Origin of the sequence: Achromobacter sp. Bel, from assembly GCF_012928505.1 — a bacterium.
GTDB lineage: Bacteria > Pseudomonadota > Gammaproteobacteria > Burkholderiales > Burkholderiaceae_B > Achromobacter.
Window position 1 is genome coordinate 39,857 of sequence record NZ_JABBJN010000005.1, and the last position, 26,540, is coordinate 66,396.

The window sequence follows — 26,540 nt, forward strand, 5'->3', positions numbered from 1 at the left end:
TGTGTCCTTAAAACTTGGGGAGGGTGAAGGCCGAGGCGTGGCGTGCCAGGCTGGCCAATTCGTTGGTAATCGCGGCATCGCCCTCGGACTCACTCCGGAGCAGGTGTTTCAGGCCGCGATTCGCGATCACCGCGGCCTGTGACTTCGAGAAGCCTGCCTCGCGCAGGAACCGCTCAAAGTCGGGAAGTTCAGGGACCGCACCGTGTGCGATGCGGGCCTTGATTGCGTCGACCCGCGCCTCGTCGTTCGCGGGCGCCGTGACGATCGAGATCTCGGCCAGGTCCAGCTTTTTCAGCGTGCGGATCTTGGTCTTTTCGTCGTAGACGGCATCGCGGACGAAGTAGCCGATGGACAGCCCCGTGATCGCCCGGGTCTTCATTCCGCGATAGGCGGTCTTGGCATAGGGCGCATCCTGCAGCCACAGCTGGCCCACGCCATACAACCCGTGGGCGTCTTCCTTGAGCTGGTTGATGTCCCAGTCGCCGATGGGTTCCGAGCCGCGGTGATGCCAGAGGACGGGAAGCGTCCGGCCTTTGGCGCGGGTATCGTCCAAGCTCTCAATGAATGCGCCCGGGGCGACGATTTCGTTGTAGCTATCCACGACCCCGAAAACCGAGCCGTAGCCAGAAAAAAGGCCGTCATCGCTGACGGCCTTGATGTCGTAGTCGAACGACCGGATCTGCATCACAGCGCTCTTTCGTTTCATTTCTTTTCCTCGAAGGTGGGGAGATCCAGCCAGGACCGCATAGACGCTTTCGCCTGTTCGCCGGACGACTGCTGCCCCAGTTGGTCGACCGGTATCAAATTGGATTGCACGGTGTAAATGTCGCCACCTTCGTAGGGTTCTTCGTCCTCGAGCTCGCGAATCGAATTTCGGTTCGCCAGCCCGTTCTGCACTTTCGACGAATACAGTTGGGCCCGGCCCACGGAATCCGCGCGCATCAACCCCTCGAGGGAGAACTTCGAGTAATACGAGCGCCGCTCTTCCGGTCGCAAAAGTTGCCGCTTGATTGCCTGTTCGATCCCGATGACAAGCGGCCCCATGCCCATCACGCGCCAACCCATGATTACCTGCTCGACACCGCTGCCCCACATCGTTTGTCCCTGGGGCGAATGGCCGATTAGGATGGGTGGAGTGTTGAAGAACCAGCGGCAGATTTCCTCTATGGAGAAGGCGCGGCTTTGGAGCAGCTGCGCGTCCTCTGGGTTCATCGTCACCGGCTGGTACTTCATCCCCGCCTCGAGCACGAGCGTGCTGCCCGACTGCGATGCCGTGCCCACCTGCGAGATGACGCTCTTGCGTATGTCTTCGCGGTTGCCTTTGGTCAGGATCTGTTCAGTCGACACCACCCCACTGGGCCGCAGCCCGTTGGCGAAGATCCGGCTGGACGTTTCCTCTTGCGCCATGGCGGCGCCCAGGGTGTTGCGCGCAAAGGCAATGGGCGACAACCCAATCAACCCATCAAGGGAAAAGCCCTTGATATGGAAAATCTCGGCCTCGCTGTAGATCGTCAGCACGCCTTTCAGGTCCGTATATCGAAACTCCAGCGCACCGGATTTATCGACCTTCACGACCATCAGTTCGGGGCGCAACGGCTCCAGGGCCACAATGCGACCACCCGCCCGGTGGATCAACGCATACCCATTTCCCCAAAGCGCTACCGCCGCAATGAGGCACTGCCAGAAGTCGGCCGGTGTCATGTTGGCATTCGGCTGGTCGTGCAGAACCGTGTACAGCGGATGGTCCGTTGCAAGTGTCCTTTTCCCCTTGCCGTCGCGGTAATACAGGAACACCGGCAACGTTCCAAGCACCTGTGACAGCAGCCGAACGCATGCCCAAACCGCAGAGAGCTGCAAAGCGGTTTGGGCTGTCACGGTCTTGCCCGAGTAGTTATCGGATCCGTAGTACCAGCGCCAGAATCCGCTATCGCCCAGGCTGAGCGTGCGCCCCAGCCACTGGGCGATGCCAGCGGACGCTTTGGTAAGTAGTTTCATCAGAAGACAATCGGATCGTTGATAAAGTCGGCCAGTTCAGCCGGCGAATGCACTGCCGCCCGACTCATCGCAAGCACTGTCGCGACGATCGGGTCGATCCGCCCTTTGGTGGACGACTTCTTTTTGTCCGGGCGGAAATTGCCATTGCTGTCAAAGAGCAGGGCCACGTTCATTGCTGCCCATCGAACGACCGGGTTGCCGCCGTGCCGCAGGCGCTTTCCGTATGCGCACAGTTCCAGCAGCTTCGACCCCGGATACATGCCGCCCGTGTTTTGCGGCACCTCCACCATCGGCACGCCTTCCTCGGCTAGCTCGTTGACCAGGTGCGTGGAGTTCCACTTGTCGTAGGCCACTTCCACCAGGTCATAAAGCTGCGAGGCCGACGTGATCTGGCGATGCATAGGCTCGTAATCGACGATGTCGCCCTCGGTCACTGTCAGGTGGCCCGAGCGCTCCCAGCGCGCATAGGGCGCCGCATCATCTTTCTGAGCGTCGACCTTCGTGCGCGGGCAATACGTCCACACCAGCAAATACCAATTTGGATCGTCCTCCACGGGCGGAAACACCAGGGCGAAGGCCGTAAGGTCCGTCGTTTGCGAAAGGTCGATACCACCGAAGCAACGGCGCCCACGCAGGGCCAGCGGATCAAATGGCCTTTTTCCCTTGTCCCAGACGTCGACGTCAAACCACCCGTCAGCGCCGTTACACCAGATATTCAAATCCTTGGTCTTGAAGTTCGCCATTTCACTGGGCAATGCCGCCGCCGCTTTCGCACGCGACCGCATGTACTCCAGCGTCTTGGACCGCCCCAACCCGGGATTCGCCTTCGGCCATACCCGCTCATTCAGCGGGTCATCGCCTTCGTCCAGGGTGTACACATACCCGAAGAACGAATCGTCTTCCCGCGTTCCCTCTAACACGCTGACCAGGTAGTTCCTGACCGTCATGCACACACCGTCCAGGATGAAGCCGGCAGTCGTGATCGCCGATTGCAGCGGCTGGAGCCGTGCGCCCAATGCGCTCGACATCACTTCCCAGACCTCGGGCGACCTGTGCGCGTGCAGCTCGTCCACAAGGACCGCATGCGGATTCAGGCCGTCCAGCGATTCTGCGTTCGCGGGCAGCGGCTTAAAAACCGAGCTGTCGTACGAAATCTGTTCCTGGTTCTTTCCATCGTGGATCTTGAAGCTACGTTCCACGCCGCGGGACCGCCGGGCCCAGCGCCGGAAGTTGTCCAGCGCCGGCCGGAAGATGGCCATAGCCTGCTCTCGCGTCGTGGCGATGGTGTACACCTCCGCCCCAATCTCTCCATCCATCATGAAGAGGTACGCGCCCTGGGGCCCCTTCCACGTGCTTTTGCCGTTCTTGCGTGCGACTTCCTCGTATCCTGTTCTGAACCGGCGCCGGCCATCGAGCCGCAGCCAGCCGTACAGGACGGCAGTCCAAAACTTCTGCCAGGGATCCAGCAGGATGGGCTGCCTTGCCAGCGGCCCACGGATATGCACGAAGTTCTGCTCGATGTAATCGATCACGTGCCAGGCATGCCCTGGGCTGAACTCCAACCCGCGCTCGTGCCCATCGAGCAGATCCTGATAATGGCGGGCCACCGCCAGATATGTCAGGCGGCCAACCACCTCCTGCCCCCGCAGCACGGGCAAGCCGTACGCGAGGTCCCATTCATGAAGCTCCAGCGCCTCTATCTGCGCGAGTAGTTTTTTCGATCCTCGTTCGCGTGGCCCACCAGGTCGCCGAACTGCAGATCTTGCTGCCCGTCGTCGCCCAGCTTGCTTCGGACGTTCGCGAAGGATGGGATCGTCAGACAGCATTCCGGGAGGTATTGCAGGAGTTCGCGCCGCAGCTTTTCCGCGACATAGAACGATTGATGAGGTTGCTCGTAGCCGTTGGGCGTCTTCACGTAGTACGAGCCGTTGTTGCGGGACTTGAATTCCTCAAGCGTCTCGCGGGCTTCCAGCCACTCCGCGTACGCGTTGCACACCAGCGCGCCAGCAAGGCCGAAGATGCGGTGCTCAATGCCAGCGGTCCGCAGCTGCTCGCAGATGTAATTCCAGATTTCGATTTCTCGCGGCGCCGTCAGACCCGGCGGCCGCTCCGGCGAAACCGCTTTGCCAGTCGTCGCAAGGGCGACAACTTTTTGCGCACCGCCGGCGATCACCTCGAGTTTCGGTCGTTCCTGATCCATGCTCACACCTCGATGCTGCCGAACTGAAACCGTCGGCGCGTGAGGTGGAGAGGTCACCTTTGACCCCCCCCCCTTCAAAAATCGGTTGCCATAAATTTCCAACTTGGGGCGCGGTCTCAGGGCGATACCGCCCGACTTTGCCCCCCTACCCCGTCCCCTTTTTGGTCATTTTTTGACCAACCCTAGAAAATGCGCAATTTTTGAGCAAACCCGGGAAATGCGATCAGTTTTTGACCACTTTCGCGACCAACCCACGCCGGATCCACCAGGTGACGCGATCCATATCAGGCCGAAGACCTGTCAAAGCATGCATGGTCACCACGCCGTACAAATACCAGCGCAACCACCAGCGCCAACGCAGCTGAACCGTCGCCGTCTTGGCCATCACATATCCGCCTTGTGCCGTAGGGCCTTGTTGCCGAAGCCGCCATCTTCACGGGCCGTTTTCTTGGAGTGGCACCGCTGGCAAAGTCCTTGCCAGTTCCCAGAATTCCAGAACAACGATTGCGCCAGCGCGATGCGGTCTTGATCACCACTGTCCAACGCTTCAGACAATCGGTGCGGCACGATGTGGTCAACGTCACGCGCCGCCACCGGCCTCTCATCCGTCGAACAAGCCGCACACAGCGGATGGCGCGCAAGGAACGTATCCCGCGCCTTGCGCCATCGACCGCCGTACCCACGCTTGGCCGCGCTGCCACGCAGCCTATCCCGCTCCCGGCCTTGCTCAATCTGGGCGGGGCGATGCGCATCGCAGTAGCCCCCACCGTGGACGAGAGCCGGGCAGCCTGGCTGCAAACAAGGTCGCGGTCTTGCTTTCGGCATAAGGGGTGCCCTATCGGGATTACGGCGCGGGCCACGCCGAGGAGTAGCGGCGATGTCCACGCCGTCCGATCCCGACTACGGATGCCAACAAATGAAAGACCCTGGACGGATACCCGGCCAGGGCCAATTAAAACGTTGATTTCGGATGCTACATTCGCCGTTACACGCGGCTTAACCGTGTGCAAAGCGGCACCTGATCTTTGAAACGTAACTACACAAGAGAAATGCTATGCAGGTAACCAGCCCAGAGCAACCATTTATCCCGCAACCGCAACCAGAACGCAAGGAAGCACCGCGGCCAAAGTGACGCCAATCAAAAACGCCAGAGGGCTCGCAACTGCCCAGAGCCGGATTCTATTAAGGCTCTTGGCAGTTGCATTGTTCCGCGCCGTAGTCTTGTCAATCCGCTCCTGGACGTTCTTCAGCTCTCCTTCCCGAAGGGTCTCGAGCGAATACTGCTTCTGATACAAGTTCATTGGCTCGTTATAGAGGGCGGGTAGATCTTTCGCTTGCAGAACGCGAAGGACCAAGACAGCACAAAGAACATACATGTAGGTTGAAAACGTACTAGCGCCGCCAACCAACCACCATGTTTTTGCTTCAAGGCCTTTAATTACGTAGGCCAACGCGCCTGTGGCAGCGGCGATAAGTATCGTGAAAGTCGTCACACCTTCCTTAAGCAGGTGCTCGGCATTTTCCCTTCGGTCCTTCAAATTTTCGACACCGGCCTTTTCGGCCCAATCCAACAGATCGCTCATCACGGCTCCAGGAGTGCGCTCGTTTCGAACTACAGCGAGCTCTTAGGTTGCGGGCTCCGCAGGAATGTAGCGGATTATGCCCCCTCATGTATAAATCGCGAAAATTCCCCTTTGCTTGATTACATCAGATCGGGCTTGCCGCGCCTCCAACCAGTCACGGACGCGCCGGTCGGCATTGCACAGCCGGTTATGCAGAGTTGCACGCGTGCATCCCAGAGCAGCGGCGATCTCCTGCATACCGCCTTCCCATCTGTAGGCAGCCATGACGGTTCGCTTCAGTTCGGCAGGAAGCTGCGCGATCGCGCGGTCAATCTCCAGGGCGCTCGCATCGAACGCCGGGTCGGAATTCCGCCACCCTGCGCGCACATCATCGGTTTGGTCGACGCGGTTCGGGTCGTACGTCCTGGGGAGGCCACCACCTGTCCCGCTCATCGTCCAGACCGCCCAGCCTTCGAACCGCTTGTGTACCCATTGGATGCGCTCCATCAGCCCACCTTGCGAACGCGGTCGCGATCATGGATCGCCTGCAGGATTCGCGCCTTGTAGGCCTGGGGGCTTTCGCCCAGACGGGCGGTGTCGATCTGCAACTGCCGCGCCATCGCGTCCATGCCGGCCCAGCTCGCCATCCAGCCGGGGGCCGCGGTCTGCGCGTCCTGATTAGCGCGTGCCGCCTTGGGCTTGGGCAGTTCTATTTCATCATCCCACCGCGCGCCGTTCAGCCACGTCGCGGGATGCGGGATGTGCTCGCGTTCGCGCCCGGATGCGTTCCAGTACTCCACATGTTTCGGCAACGCCTCCAGGGCCGCGGCCTTTTCTTGCGGACGGAGCTTGGACCACGCCTTCTCAGCGTCACGCTTCGCGACCCTTCGCGGCCATCCCGCCCAGAAGTCGGCGAAATCCTGGGAAGGTCGCGGCGATCGCGCGGAATTTTCTGTAGGGACGAGCTTTAGTACATTCATGTGGCACCTTTACCTATGACACCTGCTGGCTGTTGAAGGACATTGCTGAATAGGTGGGATCGGAGCGATGGGCAGAGCTCCCCCTACCCAATCGCGCTCAAACCTCTGCATTGCCGAACCGGAGCCGACCGTATGCATCAGGGCCCACAGGCGGATGTACGCCCCTGTGATCGGCCAGACTGTTGGCGTCCGTACAGACACCCCTTCCGCGCTCTAGCCTTTCGCACCCACGCTGCTCCCTGGAATCGGTTTGGAGCCATGTCGGAGGGGTAACCGCGTATTCAGCCTCTTCCCCCCTCCCCTTGATGTCTCAGGGCGGCGCTCTGCCTCCGTGGACATGGATGATTTCGCCGTGCCGCCAGAACGGCTGACGGGCAGGATCGGGGCGCCCACGGGCATCCAGGCGAGCCGGATGGTTGCGCGGCACCTGGATCAAATAGGTGTATGGCCTGGGGCTGGATGTATCGAACACCACCAGAATTTCATGCTCGGGATAGGCCTTTTCCGCCCCGTAGAAGCCGCTGGAACGCAGCAACTCGGGGCGCGTGAAGCTGCGCCCCTGTCCGAAAAGAAAGACCTTGGCGCGAGACGTTGGCTGCCACGCATCAGGTGCCGCAATGCGCTCTTCAGGCGCATCACCAGCCCGCGGGCGACGATAGGTCGCCTGAACAGGCGCATGACCGAACAGATCTCGCGTCATGTCGGCGTGACACCATGGAACGGAAAACAGCCAGGCATCCCAGCGATGCCTTCGACCTGCCGCGCGACTGAGTACACATGGACAGGACGATGCGAGCCGGCCACCCGAATCCTGCCCACAACTTCCAGGCTGCCTGATGCGCTGAGTCGGCTGCAAATGTGGCGCGCCGCCACAATCGAGAGCTTCAGTTCCTGCGCGATTTGCGCAGCCGTCATGGAGCGATCGGACAGGAGTTCGCAAACCCGCTGAGCGGCAGGTCCGAGCGCGCCTACGGGGCGCCCTCGTCGGCTACGACCGGGCGTCATTCGTCCGCCCCTAGGGTTCCAAGGGTCACCCCCTCAGCCGCCACGCGCTGCACGTTCCGAATCAATCGCAAGAGCATGCGGATTTCGTCATAGGCCTGGGCCTCGATCGCATCTGCCTCTCGGTCGGTAATGCGACGGTCACGCAAAGCGCCGGCCAGCAATCCGGACAAGATTCCGCCCTGCTCCTGCAGCGTGAACCCCTTCTCCACAATCGCGGCGATCTCGCACGGCCAGCGGCCGCCAGGCGGCGGCGCATCAAGCTCGATGGCAGCAAGGTCAAATCGCGCGGCAAGGGCCATGATCCAACTGCGCGCGCCACCTTGACACGGCGACATGCGGAGCAGGTACTCGGTGATCAATTCGGCGTCGTCGACGGACAAGCGCTCGCCCGGATCGGAGCCGTCGAGCTTCTTGTACAGGGTCTTCGGTGCGATGCGCCGGTCGCGGAACTCAGCCGCCCAGGCACAAAAGCCCGCGACGCCGTCCGGCGACTGCCGCAAGGCGGTATAGATCGCCCCGCGCCAATGGGTCTCGGAATAGTGCTTGGTCATGGCGCCACCTGCGGGCACAACTTGGCGCCCCGCTCCTGCGGGCTATGCTTTCGGCTCTCACACACGAAACCCTCACGGGAGGAGCAAGGCATGGACTGGAAATTCTTTCTCGGGCTGATGATCCCGGCCGTCGGCGCAGCGTTCGTCTGGCTGACCAAGATTGCCCGCGAAGACCCGCCCCTGTACTGCGAAATCGACGATGTGTTGTCCAGGTGGATACCTGGAGCGCTCTTCGGCGCTGTGTTCCTGATGATCTTCTCAATGGCCACGTGGGACGATGGCCGCGGGGATGCTGGCTTCATCGGGGGGATCCTGATACTTGGGCTGATTCAGTTGCGCAGCGCATTCCCGTTCTTTCGCCGCGTAGCCGCGCTTCCTCGGCCACATCGCGAAACAACATCACAAGAAAGAAGCACCACAGGATGAAGGCCAGGTGGCTATAGCGCAGGCCACCCCAGGATGCGGCCTCTCCGCGCCTCACCTTCGCTCGATAAAACTCAGCCCGAGCCGACGGGTCGACACTCAAGGGCTTGGAGGTCCAACGACGACCATGCCACGTCTTGGGGCTCCGCCAACGGCTCATACAGTTCTCCCGAAAATGGCGCGCGATTCTCGTAGATGCAGGCGCACCTGACGCATACGATGCGTTCTCGCCCTACCTGGAGACGCAGCACGATGAGCAACCACCTGACCGAAACCGAGCAGCTTCTGATCAATGCACAGGAAATCGCCGCGCGCCGGTTCACCAGCCCGAGCGAACGGGCCGTGATGGATATCTTTGATGAGCTGCGGGCTGAAAGAGACCGAGCCACCTGGGCCACCGATGGGCGCGAAGCCGCGACGGTGCATTGAAGTCACGCTGCCCTCGCCGCTTTCGCAGATTCGGCCGCCCTGAAGGCATCCGGCTGGATCGTTTCGAGATACATACGCCGCGCGGATGGGATGCCGTTCTTCCGCCATTCCGAAACGGACGGGTCCTTGACCTTGCACAACCGCGCAACGGCGGCGGTGCCGCCCAGGCCATCAATAATTTCGGAGTCGGGGTGTTTGGTATCCATGCACCAATTATTAGGCATGCCTTATTTTCAGTCAAGCTGCGCCTAATTTTCCATACAGGCATGCCTAACCGTGTTGCCATTAGGATTGCCGAATGAGCAATCTTGCAGAGCGTTTCAGAGAGGCGATGACCGCAGCCGGCGTGAAGCAGGTAGACGTTGCGCGCGCGGCGGGAATCAAACCGCCCTCTGTTGCTGATTGGTTAAATGGCAAAACGAAGAACATTCGCGGCGCCAATCTAGTCAGCGTTGCCCAGTTCCTGAACGTTAGCGAGGCGTGGTTAGCTGACGGGACTCTGCCCCGCGAACGCAAGCTTGATTCCGATTGGCCCTTCCCAAAAATTCCCAAGGAACGCTATTACGCGTTATCCGAAGCGCAACGCGCCGGGATCGAAGAATGGGTTTCCCGTCAAGTTGACGCGTACGGGGACCCTCCGACCGTCAAAAGCGGCAAGACCGAACAAGCCGCCTAAAACGCGGCACCTCACGCTTGTCATTCGTTGTGGAAAATATTTGGATGGGTGTAACTAAATGAGATTTTTCGTTCTGAGTGTTGCGATGATCGCAGTGCTTACTGGATGCTCCACAAAGAACTACGGTCGCCAAGGAAGTTTGACAGCCTACGAAAGCTCACGCATGGCTTGCGCAGATATCGAACTGGAAGAGGCCAAGGTTCAGGGTTGGGTGGATCAGGTGAACCAGGAAAGCGAATTCGATGGGCGCGACGCCTTGGCCATTATGGGTGACTTCGGCATCGGCAACTCGATGGAAAAAAAGGCCGCAATCAAGTCGGCCAATAAGCGGCTTTGCCAACTTCAAACCGTCGCCGTGTCTAAGCAATGCCGGCCCGAGCCACCATATGAGGCCCCTCGGGTGAAACCACCTGTCCACTCCCAGGGTGAGCCCCAGGCCATGCGAATGGCAGCATCGCCCGAACCCAAGAATCCGTGCCTCAGGATGTAGCCAGACAAGCCGCGCATCAATATCCAAGAGCCACCTAGGGTGGCTTTTTTGTCGTCTATGATGAATCAAATTAGGTATGCCTATTGTTAAATAATTAGGCATGCCTTATATTTCTCCCATCCGCAGCCCCTGCGGCAAATACACGACAAGTGTGGAAGGGAGAACCAACATGAAAACCGCCGTTCGTTTTACCGCCGTCGCGATCGCCACGGCCGCCACGATCGCCGCTCTATTCGGCTGGGCCCAAGTTGTCACGCGCAACGATCACCTCCTACTCCAGGCGGACGACGAGAAGCGCACCCGCATGCTTGCGCGTAGCTGCGGCACGCGTGGCCAGCTCATGCAAGACCCGCTGAGCCGCCAATACTCCTGCCTCTATGTGAACCCCGACGGCGAAGCCCTGCTTCACGCGATCGCCGACGTCCCGCTGCTAGTCGTTCAGCGCTAAGAGGCCCGCCATGGCCCGCGAAATCACTCGAGAGCAGGTGCTGGCCGCAGTTGCGAAGCTTGGCCGACGAGTTCGCGACATCGACGTACTCATGCGCAACCGGGCTCTGTGCATCTCAATCCTGAATTCTGCCGAAGCACCGCCGCAAAGCCGCGTCGTGCATCTGCCACGGCCCAAGCACGACTGGCGCGCACGCGCCGCCGGCGACACCGACTGATTCCCCCCCACCACATAGGAGTGCCATGTCCACCAACTCGATCGAAGACACCCTTCGGCACTTGCGAGGCGGCCACCTGCTGGCCGACCTCCAGGAACAACTCGCCAAAGTGGTTCAGGCCGTAGACGTCACCGGCAAGGCCGGGAAGTTGACTCTCGCACTGACCGTGAAGAAGGTCAGCCGCTCCGGCGCGCTGGAAATCCTCGACAAGGTCACCGCGGCCGCGCCCGAGGAAGCCCCGTTGACGACCCTGATGTACCCCACCCCCGAGGGCCGCCTGGCGCCCAGCGATCCACGCCAACAAGCTCTTGACCTCAAGTCGCTGCCGAACACGGCCAGCACCCTCACCAACCTGCGCGCTATTGGAGACCAATAAGCATGCCCGCACCCACCAATCACCAGGGCGACCAAGGCAATTTTGCCGAGACCATCGCCCGCATCGCCCCGCACCCCGTTGAGCTTGTGAATACGGGAAACGGTCGCCTCTTCGCGGTCCCGGAAGGTTATTCCCTCGAAACTGATGCCACGCTCCAAAAGCTGCAGCCGACTCCGGCCCGCAAGGCCGGCACTGTCAGGCTGAAAACGCAGGATTCGTTCGTGCAGTACGTCAATCAGCACAAGCAACCAGAATCGCAGCTGTACGCCAGCGTCAATGCCAAGAGCGCGGATACGCCCCTTGTCGTGACGGCCGTGCTGAACGATCACGCGCACGGCACCCTGACCACGCCGCCGGGTTGGTGCGATTTCAAAGCGATCCTGGCGCCCGACTCCAGCCCGGAGTGGAAGACCTGGATCGGCGCCAACGGCCAGAAAATGTCGCAGATGGAATTCGCCACGTTCATCGAAGACAACATCCATTGCTTCGCAGGGAACGACGTAGAGGGCGGCAAAGGGTTCCCCGCCGGCGGCGAAATGCTGCAGATGGCGCTGGCGTTCGAAGCCTCGTCCGAGAAGCGCATCCGGTCGGCAGTTCGCCTGCAATCCGGCGGCGTCCAGATTGAACACGTCGACACCGACGACGCAGCCACCGTCAGCCGAATGCAAGCGTTCGACCGCTTCCGTCTGGGCCTTGCACCTTTCTGGCGCGGCGACTCGTACCCGCTGGAAGCCAAGCTCCGCTATCGCAACACCGGCGGCGGGCTGACGCTCTGGTTCGACCTGGTTCGCCCGGACCGCGTCGTGGATCACGCCGTCGAAGAAATGCTCGCGCAGATCGAAACCAGCACGACCATCAAGCCCATCTTCGGGAGCATCGTGTAATGAATAGCCGCAGCGGCCCCTACTTTTTGGTCGGCCTGGCCGGACACGCCGGCGCGGGCAAGGACACGTGCGCCGACATCCTGGGCAGCGCGCACAACTTCGCGCGTCTTGCATTTGCCGATGCGGTGCGCTCGGAATTGGCTGCGTCGTTTGGGGTCGATCTGCGGCTTTTTACTGATCGCTCGCTGAAGGAAGCACCGACCCTCGAGCTGGCCTTGCGCCGCTGCTCAGATCTGCGGTTCGTTGACCTGGTCATGTCCCTCGGGCTTGGCGTGAACTATGACAAGGCGATCAGCCCCAGGACAGCTATGCGCCTTTGGGGCACCGAATACCGTCGCGGCTTTTGCGGGCCTGACTACTGGCTCCTGCGCGCTCATGAGCGCGTTGAAGCGCTTCACCGCGAAGGCTATCGCCGAATCGCGATCACGGACGTTCGATTCTTGAACGAGGCCGCGCTTGTCCGAACCCTCGACGGCGAGATTTGGCGCGTTCGCCGCCCCAGCGCTGATGCCCAGCCCGCATATCACCAATCTGAGCAGGAAGTCGAGGCTATCCACGCAGATCGCGTCATCAATAACAGCGCTCTCACCGCGGCAGGCCTGGCCTACGACGTCCTGCTTGCCTACCACCAGGCGACGACACAAAAGGGAGGCTCGCATGAGCAATCGTCATCGTAAAGCCCGGAACGGCAAACGGTCCGGTCGTTGGCAACCGCGCACGCCCATGATGGGCCGAAGCTGCGATCGCATCAGCTTGGACATGCACTTGGCATTGGCCCGGCTTTTCAGTGCGCCCACCAGCGCCGCTCGCGACGACTTGGCCGACACGTTGAACGTGATCGGCTTGGCAATCCAAGGTGATCGGCGGTTCGTCGAAGAGATGGCTGTCCTGAACCAAGCGGCGGCAGTCCTTGACCCCTACCAAGCCCCCGCGCCTCTCGGCGACGACGCTCGGCATGTGCTCTCGCACGCAGGCAGCGTCATCGACACCATTCTTGGCCTGCTGGATCTCGAAACGCTGTGCGCTGCGGAGCATGCCTACGTCGCCGCAGTGAAGGTCAATCCGCGACTGAGGACACAGCCATGACTTGCGATACCTCCCACGGCTGGGTCAAGCCGCGCGCCGACGGCGCCCGCGCGAAGTGCGGCGGCCCCAACCTCTGCTCGACATGCGAAACCGAGAAAATGCACAACATCATGCTGACCGCGTGCTTTGGCCCGCCTGTGGGTACCCCGACCGACGGCGCTCCTACCCGGGATGCAGCAGTGGGCGCAGCGATCGGACGCGCGTGCGCCGAGCTGCCGTTCGGCTACAGCATCGAATTGTTCTTAGAGGCCGGTTACGGCGGTGCCCGACTGCTTGGCCCAGAGGGTGGCGAGATCGACCTTGATCAAGACGAGCGCGACCTCGCGTATGAAATCAACGCGGGCATCGACGCCGCGATCGCCACCGAGCAGGGCAAGGGAGCCGCGTGATGGCCTTCGTCCAACTCACCGACTACGACGGCCATACCCTCGTCCTGAACCCGGCGTACATCGTCTCCGTCACTACGGCACGGTCCAGCTATAACGGCAACCAGGCCAATATTCGCACCAATGACGGCACCACGCATTCGGTGCGCGATTCCGTCGCATCCGTCTATGCCAAGATCGAAGCCACCCAGCAGGAGGGGCACGCATGCTGACCCCCCAGCTTGTCCTCGGACTCTCCACCAAGATCGTGGTCGATATTTTTGCCGGCGGCGGTGGCTGGTCTACCGCCTATGAGCAGGCCACCGGCCAGCACGTACACATCGCAATCAACCACAATCCCGATGCCCTGAGCATGCATGAGGTGAACCACCCGCAAGCCCGGCACTACATCGCTGATGTATGGGAGGTTTGCCCGCGCCAGGCGACCGACGGCATGCCGGTGGGCTGGCTGCACCTGTCGCCGGACTGCACCGATCACAGCCAAGCCAAAGGCGGGCAACCACGCCGCAAGAACATCCGCGCTTTGGCATGGGTAACCGTCCGTTGGGCCGGAACCGTCACACCCGACATCATCAGCCTGGAGAATGTGGTCCAGATCCTGAAGTGGGGCCGCCTGGTCGCCAAGCGCTGCTCGGCCACCGGCCGGGTCGTCACGCTGGACATGGTGCCTGACGCCGGCGGTCGAATGGTGAACCGCGTGGCGGATCCTGGCGAGCGCGTGCCGGTGGATCGCCAGTACCTGGTCCCCGACCCCAAGCAACAGGGAAAGCACTGGCATCGTCTGGTGGCGATCCTGCGAGCCATTGGATACACCGTGGAATGGCGCGAGCTCAACGCCGCCGACTACGGTGCCGGCACGACGCGAACGCGCCTTTTCATGATGGCGCGTCGCGACGGCCTGCCGATCATCTGGCCGCAGGCCACCCACCACAAGAAGCCCGCCAAGGGCCAGATCGGCTGGCGCCCAGCTGCGGGCGGCATTGATTGGAGCAACGAGGGCAAGACGATCTTCGGCCGAAAGAAGCCGCTGGTGGATGCCACAATGCGCCGCATCGCGCGCGGCATGAAGCGCTATGTCTTGGACAGCGCCGATCCGTTCATCGTGCCCATCGCCAACTGGAGCCGCGACGGGTCGCACTCGGCGCGACAGCCGATCAGCACCATCACCGCAAAGCCCCGCGGTGGCGCGCATGCTGTAGTAGCGCCGGCGCTGGTGCCAGCGACGCATCATGGCGCAGACCGCGTCTACGACCTGCGCGATCCAGCTAAGACGATCACCGCCGCCCACCGTGGCGAGTTCATGCTTTCCACTCCGGTGCTTATCCAGGCTGGCTACGGCGAGCGCGAAGGCCAAGCGCCCCGCGCGCTGGATATGCACCAGCCTCTGGGAACAGTCACGGCCGGCGGCATCAAGCACGCCGTGGCGTCTGGTTACCTAGTGCAAGCTGGACACGGCGAGGGGAAAGCCGGAGCCCGACGCTGGTCCTATGGCTGCAACGACCCGGCGGACCCCGTAGGCACGCTGACCGCGAGCAACGGCGGCTTCTCTGCTGCTACTGCGTTCATGGTGCAGGCGAACGGGGGATACAACGCCACGCCCGCGCACGATCTACGGCGTTCCGCATCGACCATCACGAACACTGGCAGTCAGCAGCAACTCATCACGGCACACCTGACTACGCTTCGCCGGCACAGCACCGGTACCGAAGCCACCGAGCCGGTGGCAGGGATAGCGGCACGCGGCCAACACCATGGCCTAGTTGCCGCGCATCTGACAGCGATGAGCCAAAACGTCATTGGATCTGACATGCGCGAACCCGCGCAGACCGTCCTGGCGGGCGCTGCGCGCTTCGGCCTGGTGCAGTACGACTTGGCACCTGAAGACGAGGCCGGCGCCCTCCAGGTAGCGGCGTTCTTGATGCGCTACTACGGCGAGGGCGGCCAGTGGGGCGACCTGCGCGAACCGGCCAGCACGCTGACCACCCGCGACAGACTGGCGCTCGTCACCGTCCACATCCAGGGCACGCCTCACGTGATCGTGGACATCCGCCTGCGCATGCTCACGCCGGCCGAACTGTATGACCTGCAAGGGTTCCCGCCGGAATACATCATCACGCACGGTCACGACGGCCGCGTGTTCACGAAATCCCAGCAGGTCCACATGGTCGGCAACAGCGTAAGCCCGCCGCCAGCGGTTGCGCTGATCCAGGCCAACGCTCCGCACGAGCTTCTATTGAGGAAAGCAGCATGACCGACCAGAACAACGCCGCCCAGGCGGCAGAGCAAGAAATCGACGCCATCATGGAGCAGGCCCAGGTATTCGCCTCGGCTTGGTCTTTCCTTGGTGGGCCTTTCGACAACGGTTCAGGCCTTGAAACGGCCGAACGTGAGAGAACAGCCTTGCGTGCGATGCTATCCAAGCTGCGCACGGAGGGCGTGCAGGCGGTTAAGGCTGCCGGGCATTCGGAAGTTGCGCGCTGCACCGCCCCGTCGATGCAGAAAAATCACGTTGATTGTGACGTCCCTAGCATCAACCGGAATTCAAATCACGGCGATCTTCCGACCACGCGATTCAGCAACATGTTTTCTAGCCGCACATCGTGCGGCCTCGACATCCGGATAGACCATGTGTGGTCGCGCCACGAGATGCCATGCGGCTCCCCCGACGCTCAGATGGACGATGTAGCCATTACCAGTTCCAGAGCGTGCGATGCGATAAATGGAACGAACTCCATTCACGACAATAGTACCGTCCAACATAATTTGTCCTTCTCCATTTGGAGGACTTCTGTCCCTTCGCATGTTAAGGGTTACATCTCGCTGCAGGTACCACAAGCCGGTGGAAATACCTACCTGCACGACAAACAACTCGAATGTCCCGCGACGAAGGACCTTCAGGCAAGCGCCCCTGTAGCCGGGGAGGCGCAACCGGTTTGCTGGATCGAGCGGGCGCAATTGGAAAACGTGCGAGACGAAGGCGATGACGCCTGGGTGTACTGGCGCGGGACGGGTCATGCGGCCGAGCCTGACGAAGTGCCGCTCTATGCCGCGCCCCAGGCCAGCGAGGCGGTGCGCGATGCGGCGCTGGAGGAAGCCGCATCTCTCCTGGAACGCAACCGCAAGACATGGGTCTCGGTCAGAGCCGCCTACGAAATTCGCGCCCTCAAGTCACATAGCGCCGCCCTGTCCGCGCAACCGGGCGCGCAGAAGGGAGGCAGCGATGCAGAGTGATCGCGAATTGCTGGAGCTGGCGGCGAAGGCGGCTGGGATGCGCCTTGAATGGGATGGGCACCCGGACGCCTGGCAACCCATGTACTACGAGGGGAAGACATATCACTCATGGGATCCGCTCACTGACGACGGCGACGCGCTGCGGCTGGCGGTGAAGCTTCGAATCGGCATCGAGCATGAAGAAGAAGCGGCCATCGCCTGGGATGGATGCATTGGGACCGGCCGAATACCAAACGGGGATGACCCCGCAAGTGCGACACGCCGCGCCATCGTTCTTGCGGCCGCCGATATCGGTACCACCCAGCCCAGCAAGGACGGAGGCGGGGATGCGTAATCCGATCTGCGTCACGCTGCCCTTCATGGCCGCCGTGGGCACTTCCGGCGCGGTACAGCTGCGCCACGACGATCAGTGCGGGAACAAGGCGCGCCTATCCATCACCGTGGGCCATCGCGTAAGCGGAAGTTCGATTGACGCCGCCCTGTCTGTCGACGCCATGCGCCAGCTCGTCGACTGCCTAATGGATTGCATCTGTGCGGTGGAGCGCAAGGATCGCTTGAGAGAAGAGTTTGCACAAGGGAAGTCGAAGCACCTCCCGGTCACCCCATTCGCTGCTGAAGCAGCAGAAGTGGGTGCCGGCCCCGGATTTTTGTCGCCCGACAAGGATTGGCCCCATACGACGCACGAAAGGCAGGTTAGTCGAGTGCCGAATTGCGATCGCGCTGAAGGACTATCGACGAACACTCAACTGGTCGGGGCGCTATATGACGTTTGCCTCTGCGCAGAGGCGATTGGGCTGAATTACGAGGGGCAAATTGACGGTTTGAAGGAGCTGGACAACGCGGTTGTCAATGCCTACGCAGTCATTTGGAAATATCGAAATGCCCCATCCTGTTAGGTCTCAAATGAACAGCATAATTTCGCTCGCGGTCGCGCCTCATTTCGCAAGATACCGGGCAACCTCGCTACACAAGTTATCGCGCGCTTTCTGGACGTTAACTAGCCTCGTATTCAGCACCCGCATATCTTTCGGTGAGGGCTGCCAATTGGGCTGTGCCCACTGCCTCGAGGTATCGAAGCAGAAAGAAACTGGCCTCCAAACTAAACCCAATAGCATTGACACCCGCGTCAATGACGGCTCATGCAAGAGCTTCGCATTTAGCCGCTCCATCTGCCGGTTGCATTGCTCTAACAAACTCGTTCGAGGAAAGAATGCGGTCCCTGGCTTCCAACTCAAAGCCTCGTTGCAGTACGTTTCGACCGCAAAAACCGCGGAGTTTGCCAGTTCTGTCGCAATAGCAGCAAGGTGTCGTGCGGTGTCCTTCGCCCGAGATTCCTCTTTTTTCGCCGCATGCCATTGCTGCCAAGCGGGGACCGCCACTGCGATGAGCAAGCCCACGAATATACCAGCAGCTTGCACCCACGCTGCGTCAGCAGATTTAATCCAAGATCCCACGGGATGGACGTGCAATAGCACTCCTGCGATTAGCACGCAGAGCCAGACCCAAAAGACTTTTTCCCACCATGCAAAGTGGCGCATCGGCTGTGAGCTAGTTACTAGAAGACACATATGGTACTCCAGCCTTTTGGCGCATGCCTACTTCGCCCTTGCCATGCCCCCTCGCCGGGGATACAGGGAGCAATAACAGATGAAACAAGAGACCTTCCTATCTGCAGATGAAGTGGCCGACATGTCCGACATTCGGACCGGCTGCACAATCAAAGGTCGAAAGTTCACCAGGGAACAGCTACAGATCGAATGGCTGCGCACCACCGGCATTCCGTTCGTCGTAAGCGCGCGCGGGCGGCCTGTAATCCTGCGCGCCAACGTCATCGGCGCCGGGCACGCTATCGCAGCTCAACAAACCGCGCCGGCTTGGCAACCCCGAGTAATTCGCAACACATAGAGCCATGGGCCGTAAGCCACACAAGAACCTCAACCTGCCGCCGCGAATGCGGGCACGCCGCCAGAAAAGCGGCCGAACGTTCTACTACTACGATGCCGGCGGCAAGCCGCGGAAAGAAATCCCGCTTGGTCCGGATATGGTCGAGGCCGTTCGAAAGTGGGCAGACCTCGAGCGCGCCGCTTCGCCCGCCGGGACTCCGCGCGCCACCTTCCGGTATGCCGCCCAGGAATATGTGCGCGAGGTCGTGCCCACCAAGGCGCCGCGGACACAGGTCGACAACCTGAAAGAATTGGCGGTCCTCTACGAGTACTTTGACAACCCGCCAGCGCCGCTGGACCAGATCCGGCCGCAGCACATCAAGCTGTATTTCCGGTGGCGCGCCGACAAGGCCCGCGCCTGGTATGCCAAGATGGAACGGGAGGTGCCGCCCAACCCTGGGCACGTGCGCGCCAATCGGGAGATCGCACTCTTCTCCCACATATTCAACTATGCCCGCGAGAACGGAATCACGGACGCGCCCAACCCTTGCGCCGGAGTGAAAAAGAACCGGGAAGACGGGCGCGACGTCTACGTCGAAGACGATATGTTCCAGTCCGTCTACACCAAGGCAGATCAGCCAACGCGGGACGCCATGGACCTGATCTACCTGTCTGGCCAGCGCCCTGCAGACGTCCTGAAGTTCGACGAGCGCGACATCCGCGACGAGCTGCTCAACGTTGGCCAGAACAAGACCGGTAAGAAGCTGCGCATCGCCGTGACGGGCGAGCTGGCCAAGGTCATCAACCGGATTCGAACCCGCAAGGCTGGATACAAGGTATCGTCCACCGCTCTGGTGGTGAATGAAGGCGGCCAACGTCTCACCTATGATGCGCTGAGGCAGCGCTTCCACAAGGCCCGGGCGGCCGCCGGCCTGGACCCCGACGCGTTCCAGTTCCGCGACCTTCGAGCCAAGGCCGGCACGGACACAACCGAGTCCGGCGACATCCGCCAAGCCCAGCGTCAGCTCGGCCATAGCTCGATCCAGATGACCGAACACTACGTCCGGGCAAGGCGAGGCGACAAGGTAGAACCCACCCGCTAGACCGCTCCGCAACCAAAAGCGGGCCGAGCATTGAAGCAGTCTACAAGCGCCCCATTTGGCCGGGCTTGCGGAGCAAAATACAATCTAACGTGTTGATTTACAAAACATTTGTCGAGGAATCATAATCCGCAGGTCCCCTGTTCGAATCAGGGATGCGCCACCAAAGAATTCAAAAAGGCCCTCACTTCGGTGAGGGCCTTTTGCATTGCTCCGCAAACATGGGCCTGCCCCGCAATCGGAGTGAATCGACAAGGCTCGCGTCGCAATTCCCGCAAGCTGCACCGCTCGGTAGCGCATGTCCGGTCAGGTCAATTGGAGACAGAGCCCAGCAACGTCGCCTTTGTGCCGATTCTATTCAATAGCAAGGGGGTAGCGGGTAGTACCCACAACGAGGACGCGCGTGGTAGGGAGCGGCGGCCGCTCCGGCGTACCACGCGCTGCGGTAGGCGGTACGCCGCGCCACGCCCGCAAAGGATAAAGGCGTGAAAGGCAGGCCGATTATGTCGATGAAAATCGAAGCTGGCCCTTCCGCGCCATTCAGGTCGCCTTCGAGCACCTCCACGGCGAAGCTCAAGTTGTCGCCCTCGAGCGTTGGGGACTTCAGCGTGACGACCGCGTCCACCACGGCAGCCCCGTTCCGCAGGACGGAGACGGTGGCGTTGGGCGGATCAACAGCAAAGCTGTTCGATCCAAGGGCCCATTCCTCTAGCAGATGCTTGGTAAGCACATGGCCGGCCGCGCGCACGGGCCTGTCCGCGAACATGATGGAGTTCGGCGACACGCCGGACAGTACAAGCTTGCCATCGGCCAATTGCGCGCCGCGTGCGTTGAGCACGATGAGCGCCGGTTCGATCCGGGGCTCGCCCACACCGATCTGCTTGGCGGCAGGCGATGCGATAGCGTCCGCGTAACTCACGCCCGTCGCCGCGAAGCCAACGCCACCCAGGACCATCATCGAAACAAACAGTGTTCTGAAACGCATGGCGTTCACCCCTCTTTGCACGAGAACCAGAATTTTTAGGCCGGGACCACCGATTGGGACAGCCGGCGAACCGTCCCGGAAAGCGTAGTGGGCAGGCCTCCCGCGGCGCCACTCATTTCCCGCCAGGGCGGATAGGGAGAAACGTCAAGATCCAGCGAGATCTGCGCCGATGAAGCATGGCGCAAAATGAGTGGCGCCGAAGATTGCGCGTCATTAGTCTTTTGACCGAACAGCCTTCCGAAACTTATCCCGATCCGCGTTACCCCCATATCCATCGGAGCATTCGAATGAAGCTATCACGTCGAAAGTTCAACACAGCGGGGATCGCCTTGCTGGCGGCCGGCTCGCTGCCCGCGGCGGCGCGCGCCGCCGATGGTCTCGTCGCGGATTTTCCCGAGGCGGAAGACCAGTACACGTCGGCGATAGATGCCTATGTTTACGCCTATCCCCTCGTCACAATGGAGATGACCAGAAGAGTCATCACCAACGTCGAGGCGCCACAAGGCACTCGGGCGCCCATGGGACACCTGATCAAACTGCGGCAATATCCGGACGCCAAGTTCCGCGACGTGACAGCGCCTAATGCCGACACCCTGTACACCACCGCATTCTTCGACGTGGGGGACGAGCCTTGGGTGGTGAGTCTGCCGGACATGCAGGACCGGTATGCGCTGTTTCCGATGCTGGACGGGTGGACCACCGTGTTCGACGTGCCCGGCAAGCGCACCACCGGCACAGGTGCGCAGACATTCGTCGTGACCGGGCCGCACTGGGAAGGTACGGTGCCGCAGGGCATGGTTCAGTACAAATCGCCCACCAGCATCGTCTGGCTACTGGGCCGCATTTACTGCTCGGGCACCCAGGAAGACTACGCGAGGGTTCACAAGCTTCAGGATGAAGTGAAACTGTGCCCGCTGAGCGCCTGGGGTAAGGAATGGCAGCCGCCCAAAGGCAAGGTCGACCCGGCCATCGATATGAAGATGTCCGTGCGCGAGCAGGTCAACCGGATGGACGCGGTGGAGTATTTCGCGCTTTTCTCCGATCTGCTCAAGCGCAACCCGCCGCCGGCGGCCGATGCGCCCATGCTGGAGCGGCTGGCATCAATTGGCATCGTGCCCGGCAAGGACTTCGACAAGCAAAAATTCGATGCCGACCTTGCCAAGCGCGTTCCGCCGGCCGCGTTCGGACGGATCATGGGCCACTTCAAGGACAGCGATGGCGATATCCAGGAGACCGACGGTTGGGGCTTCACCACCAAAACAGGAATCTACGGCACCAACTACATCCAGCGTGCCCTGATCACCGCCATCGGGCTGGGTGCCAACCGCCCCCAGGACGCCGTCTACCCGACCTCGCTCCGGTCCGACAATGGTCCGATCAAGCGTGCATACGACGGGGGGGAGAAGTACGTACTGACGTTCAGGAAGGGGCTGACGCCTCCCGTTTCAGGGTTCTGGTCCCTGACCATGTACGACGCCGACTACTTCTTCGTCGATAACCCGCTGAACCGCTATTCCCTCAGCGCCCGCCAGCCCCTGAAGGCGAAGGGGGATGGGTCGATCGACCTGCTCATACAAAATGAATCGCCCGGCCCCGATTTGGAGTCGAACTGGCTGCCCGCGCCCAAGGGCAAGTTCATTCTGATGATGCGGCTTTACTGGCCCAATGAGAGCGATCCTTCAATCATCAACGGATCATGGACCGTACCGCCGGTAAGGCGGGTCACCTAATCCAAACGACAGATGACCGCGAATGAAAAAGAAGATCTTGAGCTGCCTGATCTGCGGGATCGCTTACGCTGGGCCCAGCGCGGCGGGCGATGGCGAAGGGACCTCTACGGGTGCCAGCACTCGTACCCCGACGCTTGCCACGTCGGCGTCCCCCCAAGAGGAATGGGCGTTCTCGATAACGCCCTATTTCTGGGCGGCCGGACTGTCCGGCAAGCTGTCTCAGGCCCGAACTCCGGTCATCGACATCCACGCGGGCTTTGACAAGCTGTTCGACGATCTCGACTTCGGCGCCATGCTCATCGGCGACGCGCGCAAGGGTCGCTACAGCATATTTGGGGACATGATCTATACCAAGATCGGCTCTCAGGGCGACACGCCGCGCGGCCTCCTGGCCACCAGCGCGGACGTGACGACTTCGACTTTTGCGGGGCTGCTTGGCGTGGGCTACTCCGTGCTGGAGAATTCACCGCACCAGTTGGACGTCGTGGCAGGACTACGCGTCTGGTCGGTGGATACGGGAGTCACCTTGAAGGGCGCGTTCCTGGATGGCCGCAAGCGCAGCGATGGCGCCACGTGGGTGGATGCGCTGGTGGGAGTACGGGGCAACTACAATCTGAGTCCGAAGGTCTATATAACCGGCTGGGGGCTCGTCGGCGCCGGGGGGGCCGAGGCAGATTGGGACGTGGGGCTGGGCCTGGGCTACAACTTCAGCAAGAGCGTCTCGGCGGCTATCGGCTATCGTGCGGTGGGAGTGGATTACAGCCGGGGAGACTTCAAGTTCGATGCGGTGCTGCAAGGGCCGATGGCGGGCTTGACGATAAGGTTCTGATGGTCCGACACCGAGGCCCGTTCACTGCCGGTCCGATGCACCGCTCGCAACAACGCTATTTCGTAAGCAGTTTCTGCCGATACTCATGCGGCGCCAGCCCGCACCCTTTCCTGAAAGCACGCGAGAAGTTCGCCGGCGACGAGTAGCCAAAGTCCATGGCGATCTGTGTAATCGACACGCTAGTCCCGCGTAGCAGCTCTTCGGCTCGTCGCAGGCGCACCACGTTCGCAAGCTCGCGAAAATCGACGCCGTTGTCGCGCCGCAACGACCGCTGCAGCGTTCGCACGCTGGTGCCCATCGCTCTGGCGGTGCTGTCAATAGACAGCCCACCGGCCTCGACCTGGGCGCGGATATGCGAGACAACGACACCCAGGTAGCTGCTCACGCCGAGCGGATCCGACTGTGCTCGCGTCACGTCTTCGATCGTGATGAGCGAGGATGGAGCGGACGCGCGCGCGGCGTGCGTTAGCAGACCGACGTCGATGCAGACCGATACGGCCGGAGCGTCGAACACGACCGGACAGAGGAACGTATCCTCGAAGGGAGTACCGGACGGTGGGCGGGAAACATCCAGTTCGATTCGGTAGGGAAGAAAGCCCGCCCCCAGGTATGCGCGCAAGACGCTGAGCACGACAGCCGCAGTGCCGATGGCGACATGCAAGTAGCCGCGCCTGCCCCGCGTGGCAGTGATAAAGCTGATCCTTGCGACAAGCCCCTCGATCGTCATCTGCATCCGGTCGCCCGTGCTGTGGCAGCTCAGGGATGACGCGGCCCGGGCCAGCGCCTCGCCCAGGCTATCGGCGGCCAAGACGTACGCGCCCCAACGGCCGTAGCTCTTCATTGAAAGGTGCGGTGCCGCCAGCAATCCCAGATTGGCGTCCTTGGCGCGCCTTTCGATTTCCCAAAGGAATTCGGTCACAAGGATCTGAGGGATGAAGCACTCCCGGTGCTCGATCATCTCGATGTCCAGCATCACCGCCTGCTTAGCCTGCCGCAGGATTCGGTCCCCAAAAGCATCCCTGACCAGTCGGGACACCCCCGCCAATGCCATGACTGATTTCACCGGAGGAACATGCAGGCCGGAATTTCTTTCCGACCACCCCGGCATTGGCGTCATATGAGTGGTGACGTTATTCACTTGTGCCTATTCTGCGCCTGTAGTTGCGAGAATCTGCAGGCGCCTGCCGCCTCGCAGAGTGAGGTGTGACATACCTTTTTGATATTACACATGGCAGAACGAGGCGAGATCTCGTTCTGATGGCTTACACCCTGGCGGAGGACAAAAATGAAGCTTCACAAAATTTCTTTGGTGCTCTGGGCGGTGTTGGTGGTCTCGGGTTGTGTAACGAAGCAGACCTACGACAAAGAAGCGCAGATGGCGGCCGAATACGCCGCCCTCAATAAAAAGCTCTCGACCGAACTGAGCGGTGACCGTGCGGAGATCACGCAACTCCAGAACGAATTGAAAGTGACGATGGTGAACGAGATCCTGTTCCCCGAAGGCGGTTGGACGCTTAGTCCGAAAGGCGAGCAAACGCTGGCCAAGATCGCTCCCGCGCTCTCGAACCTGCCGGGCAAGCAGGTCATCGTTCAGGGCTTCACCGATGACGAGCCTATCGGTTCGGCGTTGAGGGCACACTTTCCCTCCAATCTCGAGCTGTCCTCGGCCCGTGCCGACAATGTGGCGCGCTACCTGACTTCCAAGGGTGTGCCGTCCAACACGATCTCAGCGCAGGGGTTTGGCGAGGCCCGGCCAGTGGCCAGCAACTCGACACCCGACGGAAGGGCCAAGAACCGGCGCGTGGAAATCGTGATAACAACGGCCGGCCGTCTCTGATCCCTCGTCATCAGCAGGGATATCAAAGGGCCGGCCGGGCAACCGACCTGGCCATTCCCGGCTGCCCACTCCGCACAACAACATCCAAGCCGGGGCGGGGCGCCATCGGCCACGGCGAGCCGCCGTAGCCGATGGCGCCGGCATTACACCCGGCGCGGCATGTCGCGGCGCTTGCCGCCCCAGGTTGCCGACAGGCTCGCGACAAAGGCGCCGATCAGCATGGATGCGAAGCCCCACAGCGCAAAGGCGGCCGCGGCCTTGCGGGCCTTGTCGGCAGCTTCCTTGGCCTTTTGCTTGGCGTCTTCCGCCGCTTTCTTGGCATTGGCGATCGCCTGCTCGACGCGGCGCTGGGCCACGGCGGGTTCCGTGCCGGTTTGGGCGGCCACCACCTTCACCACATAGTCCCGGTCTTCAGGCGCCATGTCGCCACGGCTCAGGCTCACCGCCACGATGCGGCCCACTTCCGCGCGGGCGGCGTTGCGGTCGCCGCTTACTGCCTCTGGCCGGTCCGAGCGCAGCAGCGTGTCGGTCAGGTATTCCGTGGCCTGACCCATGCCGCCGCCGCTTGCGCCGGCCGCAGCTGTTGCCGTCACCGCTGCCCCCGCCCCGGCCGCCACCGTCGCACCGGTCTTGGCCGCGCCGGACACCACCGTGGCGATCGCGGATCCCAGCAACGCGGCGCTGACCACCGCACTCAGCGCCCACACCAGGAAGCCGTGTGCCGTGTCGCGGAAATAGACCTCGTCCGAATGCACGTCCACCCATTTCGTGCGCAGGCGCCCGGCCACATAACCGCCGATGCCGTAGGACACGATCTGCGTGAACAGCATCCACCCGATGATGCCGATGCCGACCGCTGGCGCCGACATCCCTTCGTCGGCCCAAGGCGACACCGACAGGAAGCCCAGCCCGGTGCCACCGGCGAACAACGCCAGCGACAGCGCGGCGGCGATCACCGCGCCCGCGAACACGGCAGCCCAGGATACCGCCGAGAGGGCCGATTCATGGGGAGGCACGGCGCCGCCGTAGGGCTGGCTCAATGAAGATGCGTTTTCCATGGTGATTCCTTGTTGATTGTTTTGTCCCGGCGGCCGCAGGCCACGCCCGGACCGTTTCCGTTGCGGAAAACCGCAGGCACGTCAATGCCAGAAAAGCGCCAGCAGGATGATGATGGGAATGGGCACACCTATCAGCCACAGCAGGATGGAACGCATATCGGACTCCTCATGGTTGTCAT

36 protein-coding genes are annotated in these 26,540 nt (G+C 61.5%); 21 read left to right on the forward strand and 15 right to left on the reverse strand.

The window, feature by feature from the left end; translation table 11 throughout:
* Nucleotides 1-7: 7 nt before the first annotated feature.
* From HG262_RS04770 to HG262_RS04820, 11 genes are all read right to left on the reverse strand, one after another.
* Entirely contained in the window at nucleotides 8-706 is a 699-nt protein-coding gene (locus HG262_RS04770) for an HK97 family phage prohead protease (protein WP_169269965.1), read from the reverse strand.
* Nucleotides 703-1,995, reverse strand: a complete 1,293-nt coding sequence (locus tag HG262_RS04775; RefSeq protein WP_169269966.1) for a phage portal protein — start codon at nucleotides 1,993-1,995, stop codon at nucleotides 703-705. The genes HG262_RS04770 and HG262_RS04775 overlap by 4 nt, the downstream gene beginning before the upstream one ends.
* Nucleotides 1,995-3,647 carry a terminase TerL endonuclease subunit gene (locus HG262_RS04780; RefSeq protein ID WP_169270103.1) on the reverse strand — a complete coding sequence of 551 codons (1,653 nt, stop codon included), beginning with the start codon at nucleotides 3,645-3,647 and terminating at the stop codon, nucleotides 1,995-1,997. Before HG262_RS04780 ends, HG262_RS04775 begins: the two co-directional genes overlap by 1 nt.
* Nucleotides 3,648-3,691: 44 nt before the next feature.
* Nucleotides 3,692-4,195 (reverse strand): P27 family phage terminase small subunit, encoded by a 504-nt coding sequence (locus HG262_RS30935; protein WP_169269967.1) that lies wholly within the window; start codon nucleotides 4,193-4,195, stop codon nucleotides 3,692-3,694.
* A 223-nt stretch (nucleotides 4,196-4,418) separates the two neighbouring features.
* Nucleotides 4,419-4,580: a hypothetical protein gene (locus HG262_RS04790; RefSeq protein ID WP_169269968.1), complete on the reverse strand. Its 162-nt coding sequence runs from the start codon at nucleotides 4,578-4,580 to the stop codon at nucleotides 4,419-4,421.
* Nucleotides 4,580-4,789: an HNH endonuclease signature motif containing protein gene (locus HG262_RS31190; protein ID WP_348984366.1), complete on the reverse strand. Its 210-nt coding sequence runs from the start codon at nucleotides 4,787-4,789 to the stop codon at nucleotides 4,580-4,582. The genes HG262_RS04790 and HG262_RS31190 overlap by 1 nt, the downstream gene beginning before the upstream one ends.
* A gap of 488 nt (nucleotides 4,790-5,277) precedes the next feature.
* Complete coding sequence (locus HG262_RS30940) at nucleotides 5,278-5,778, reverse strand: hypothetical protein (RefSeq protein ID WP_248293241.1); 501 nt, start codon at nucleotides 5,776-5,778, stop codon at nucleotides 5,278-5,280.
* 84 nt (nucleotides 5,779-5,862) lie between these two features.
* Nucleotides 5,863-6,264 (reverse strand): sigma-70 region 4 domain-containing protein, encoded by a 402-nt coding sequence (locus tag HG262_RS04805; RefSeq protein ID WP_169269970.1) that lies wholly within the window; start codon nucleotides 6,262-6,264, stop codon nucleotides 5,863-5,865.
* Nucleotides 6,264-6,737, reverse strand: a complete 474-nt coding sequence (locus HG262_RS04810; RefSeq protein ID WP_169269971.1) for a hypothetical protein — start codon at nucleotides 6,735-6,737, stop codon at nucleotides 6,264-6,266. The genes HG262_RS04805 and HG262_RS04810 overlap by 1 nt, the downstream gene beginning before the upstream one ends.
* A gap of 310 nt (nucleotides 6,738-7,047) precedes the next feature.
* The gene (locus tag HG262_RS04815; RefSeq protein ID WP_169269972.1) at nucleotides 7,048-7,437 is read right to left on the reverse strand and encodes a hypothetical protein; all 390 of its coding nucleotides are present in this window, start codon (nucleotides 7,435-7,437) and stop codon (nucleotides 7,048-7,050) included.
* A 301-nt stretch (nucleotides 7,438-7,738) separates the two neighbouring features.
* Nucleotides 7,739-8,293: a phage regulatory CII family protein gene (locus HG262_RS04820; RefSeq protein WP_169269973.1), complete on the reverse strand. Its 555-nt coding sequence runs from the start codon at nucleotides 8,291-8,293 to the stop codon at nucleotides 7,739-7,741.
* A gap of 90 nt (nucleotides 8,294-8,383) precedes the next feature.
* Between HG262_RS04820 and HG262_RS04825 the strand changes: the two genes are divergently transcribed.
* Nucleotides 8,384-8,719 (forward strand): hypothetical protein, encoded by a 336-nt coding sequence (locus HG262_RS04825; RefSeq protein WP_169269974.1) that lies wholly within the window; start codon nucleotides 8,384-8,386, stop codon nucleotides 8,717-8,719.
* A 249-nt stretch (nucleotides 8,720-8,968) separates the two neighbouring features.
* The gene (locus tag HG262_RS04830; protein ID WP_169269930.1) at nucleotides 8,969-9,145 is read left to right on the forward strand and encodes a hypothetical protein; all 177 of its coding nucleotides are present in this window, start codon (nucleotides 8,969-8,971) and stop codon (nucleotides 9,143-9,145) included.
* Nucleotides 9,146-9,147: 2 nt separating this feature from the next.
* On the opposite strand, the gene HG262_RS04835 is transcribed toward HG262_RS04830, so the two are convergent.
* Nucleotides 9,148-9,351: a hypothetical protein gene (locus HG262_RS04835; protein ID WP_169269975.1), complete on the reverse strand. Its 204-nt coding sequence runs from the start codon at nucleotides 9,349-9,351 to the stop codon at nucleotides 9,148-9,150.
* A 92-nt stretch (nucleotides 9,352-9,443) separates the two neighbouring features.
* On the opposite strand from HG262_RS04835, the gene HG262_RS04840 reads away from it, so the two are divergent.
* The 16 genes from HG262_RS04840 to HG262_RS04915 all read left to right on the forward strand — a co-directional run bounded on the left by HG262_RS04840 (nucleotide 9,444) and on the right by HG262_RS04915 (nucleotide 19,925).
* Nucleotides 9,444-9,821: a helix-turn-helix transcriptional regulator gene (locus HG262_RS04840; protein WP_169269976.1), complete on the forward strand. Its 378-nt coding sequence runs from the start codon at nucleotides 9,444-9,446 to the stop codon at nucleotides 9,819-9,821.
* A 163-nt stretch (nucleotides 9,822-9,984) separates the two neighbouring features.
* A complete protein-coding gene (locus HG262_RS04845; RefSeq protein ID WP_211186966.1) occupies nucleotides 9,985-10,311 on the forward strand; it encodes a hypothetical protein in 327 nt (108 codons plus the stop codon).
* Nucleotides 10,312-10,480: 169 nt separating this feature from the next.
* Entirely contained in the window at nucleotides 10,481-10,759 is a 279-nt protein-coding gene (locus HG262_RS04850) for a hypothetical protein (protein ID WP_169269977.1), read from the forward strand.
* 10 nt (nucleotides 10,760-10,769) lie between these two features.
* Nucleotides 10,770-10,976, forward strand: coding sequence for a hypothetical protein (locus HG262_RS04855; RefSeq protein ID WP_169269978.1), 207 nt, complete (start codon nucleotides 10,770-10,772; stop codon nucleotides 10,974-10,976).
* A 25-nt stretch (nucleotides 10,977-11,001) separates the two neighbouring features.
* A complete protein-coding gene (locus HG262_RS04860) occupies nucleotides 11,002-11,352 on the forward strand; it encodes a hypothetical protein (RefSeq protein ID WP_169269979.1) in 351 nt (116 codons plus the stop codon).
* 2 nt (nucleotides 11,353-11,354) lie between these two features.
* Complete coding sequence (locus HG262_RS04865; protein ID WP_169269980.1) at nucleotides 11,355-12,236, forward strand: DUF2303 family protein; 882 nt, start codon at nucleotides 11,355-11,357, stop codon at nucleotides 12,234-12,236.
* Nucleotides 12,236-12,913 carry a hypothetical protein gene (locus tag HG262_RS04870; protein WP_169269981.1) on the forward strand — a complete coding sequence of 226 codons (678 nt, stop codon included), beginning with the start codon at nucleotides 12,236-12,238 and terminating at the stop codon, nucleotides 12,911-12,913. The genes HG262_RS04865 and HG262_RS04870 overlap by 1 nt, the downstream gene beginning before the upstream one ends.
* Complete coding sequence (locus tag HG262_RS04875; RefSeq protein WP_169269982.1) at nucleotides 12,894-13,322, forward strand: hypothetical protein; 429 nt, start codon at nucleotides 12,894-12,896, stop codon at nucleotides 13,320-13,322. Before HG262_RS04870 ends, HG262_RS04875 begins: the two co-directional genes overlap by 20 nt.
* A complete protein-coding gene (locus HG262_RS04880) occupies nucleotides 13,319-13,711 on the forward strand; it encodes a hypothetical protein (protein ID WP_169269983.1) in 393 nt (130 codons plus the stop codon). The genes HG262_RS04875 and HG262_RS04880 overlap by 4 nt, the downstream gene beginning before the upstream one ends.
* On the forward strand, nucleotides 13,711-13,920 hold the full coding sequence (locus tag HG262_RS04885) for a hypothetical protein (protein WP_169269984.1): 210 nt from the start codon (nucleotides 13,711-13,713) through the stop codon (nucleotides 13,918-13,920). The genes HG262_RS04880 and HG262_RS04885 overlap by 1 nt, the downstream gene beginning before the upstream one ends.
* On the forward strand, nucleotides 13,914-15,959 hold the full coding sequence (locus tag HG262_RS04890; RefSeq protein ID WP_169269985.1) for a DNA cytosine methyltransferase: 2,046 nt from the start codon (nucleotides 13,914-13,916) through the stop codon (nucleotides 15,957-15,959). Before HG262_RS04885 ends, HG262_RS04890 begins: the two co-directional genes overlap by 7 nt.
* Complete coding sequence (locus HG262_RS04895; RefSeq protein ID WP_169269986.1) at nucleotides 15,956-16,939, forward strand: hypothetical protein; 984 nt, start codon at nucleotides 15,956-15,958, stop codon at nucleotides 16,937-16,939. Before HG262_RS04890 ends, HG262_RS04895 begins: the two co-directional genes overlap by 4 nt.
* Nucleotides 16,929-17,273: a hypothetical protein gene (locus HG262_RS04900; RefSeq protein ID WP_248293242.1), complete on the forward strand. Its 345-nt coding sequence runs from the start codon at nucleotides 16,929-16,931 to the stop codon at nucleotides 17,271-17,273. Before HG262_RS04895 ends, HG262_RS04900 begins: the two co-directional genes overlap by 11 nt.
* Nucleotides 17,266-17,835, forward strand: a complete 570-nt coding sequence (locus HG262_RS04905) for a hypothetical protein (protein ID WP_169269987.1) — start codon at nucleotides 17,266-17,268, stop codon at nucleotides 17,833-17,835. The genes HG262_RS04900 and HG262_RS04905 overlap by 8 nt, the downstream gene beginning before the upstream one ends.
* Nucleotides 17,836-18,586: 751 nt before the next feature.
* Nucleotides 18,587-18,844 (forward strand): DUF4224 domain-containing protein, encoded by a 258-nt coding sequence (locus HG262_RS04910; RefSeq protein WP_169269988.1) that lies wholly within the window; start codon nucleotides 18,587-18,589, stop codon nucleotides 18,842-18,844.
* 4 nt (nucleotides 18,845-18,848) lie between these two features.
* Nucleotides 18,849-19,925: a tyrosine-type recombinase/integrase gene (locus HG262_RS04915; protein ID WP_169269989.1), complete on the forward strand. Its 1,077-nt coding sequence runs from the start codon at nucleotides 18,849-18,851 to the stop codon at nucleotides 19,923-19,925.
* Nucleotides 19,926-20,280: 355 nt separating this feature from the next.
* Here the strand turns inward: HG262_RS04915 and HG262_RS04920 are convergent, their stop codons facing one another.
* Nucleotides 20,281-20,907, reverse strand: coding sequence for a hypothetical protein (locus HG262_RS04920; RefSeq protein ID WP_211186967.1), 627 nt, complete (start codon nucleotides 20,905-20,907; stop codon nucleotides 20,281-20,283).
* A gap of 287 nt (nucleotides 20,908-21,194) precedes the next feature.
* Between HG262_RS04920 and HG262_RS04925 the strand changes: the two genes are divergently transcribed.
* Together HG262_RS04925 and HG262_RS04930 are read left to right on the forward strand one after the other, a co-directional pair.
* A complete protein-coding gene (locus tag HG262_RS04925) occupies nucleotides 21,195-22,637 on the forward strand; it encodes a DUF1254 domain-containing protein (protein ID WP_169269990.1) in 1,443 nt (480 codons plus the stop codon).
* 22 nt (nucleotides 22,638-22,659) lie between these two features.
* Nucleotides 22,660-23,466 carry a hypothetical protein gene (locus tag HG262_RS04930; RefSeq protein WP_169269991.1) on the forward strand — a complete coding sequence of 269 codons (807 nt, stop codon included), beginning with the start codon at nucleotides 22,660-22,662 and terminating at the stop codon, nucleotides 23,464-23,466.
* Between the two features lie 55 nt (nucleotides 23,467-23,521).
* Here HG262_RS04930 and HG262_RS04935 read toward each other — a convergent pair whose 3' ends face one another.
* Nucleotides 23,522-24,604 (reverse strand): AraC family transcriptional regulator, encoded by a 1,083-nt coding sequence (locus tag HG262_RS04935; RefSeq protein WP_169269992.1) that lies wholly within the window; start codon nucleotides 24,602-24,604, stop codon nucleotides 23,522-23,524.
* A gap of 147 nt (nucleotides 24,605-24,751) precedes the next feature.
* Here HG262_RS04935 and HG262_RS04940 point away from each other — a divergent pair, with 147 nt between their 5' ends.
* Nucleotides 24,752-25,303 (forward strand): OmpA family protein, encoded by a 552-nt coding sequence (locus HG262_RS04940; protein ID WP_169269993.1) that lies wholly within the window; start codon nucleotides 24,752-24,754, stop codon nucleotides 25,301-25,303.
* Between the two features lie 143 nt (nucleotides 25,304-25,446).
* Here the strand turns inward: HG262_RS04940 and HG262_RS04945 are convergent, their stop codons facing one another.
* Nucleotides 25,447-26,361, reverse strand: coding sequence for a hypothetical protein (locus tag HG262_RS04945; RefSeq protein WP_169269994.1), 915 nt, complete (start codon nucleotides 26,359-26,361; stop codon nucleotides 25,447-25,449).
* Between the last annotated feature and the right edge of the window lie 179 nt (nucleotides 26,362-26,540).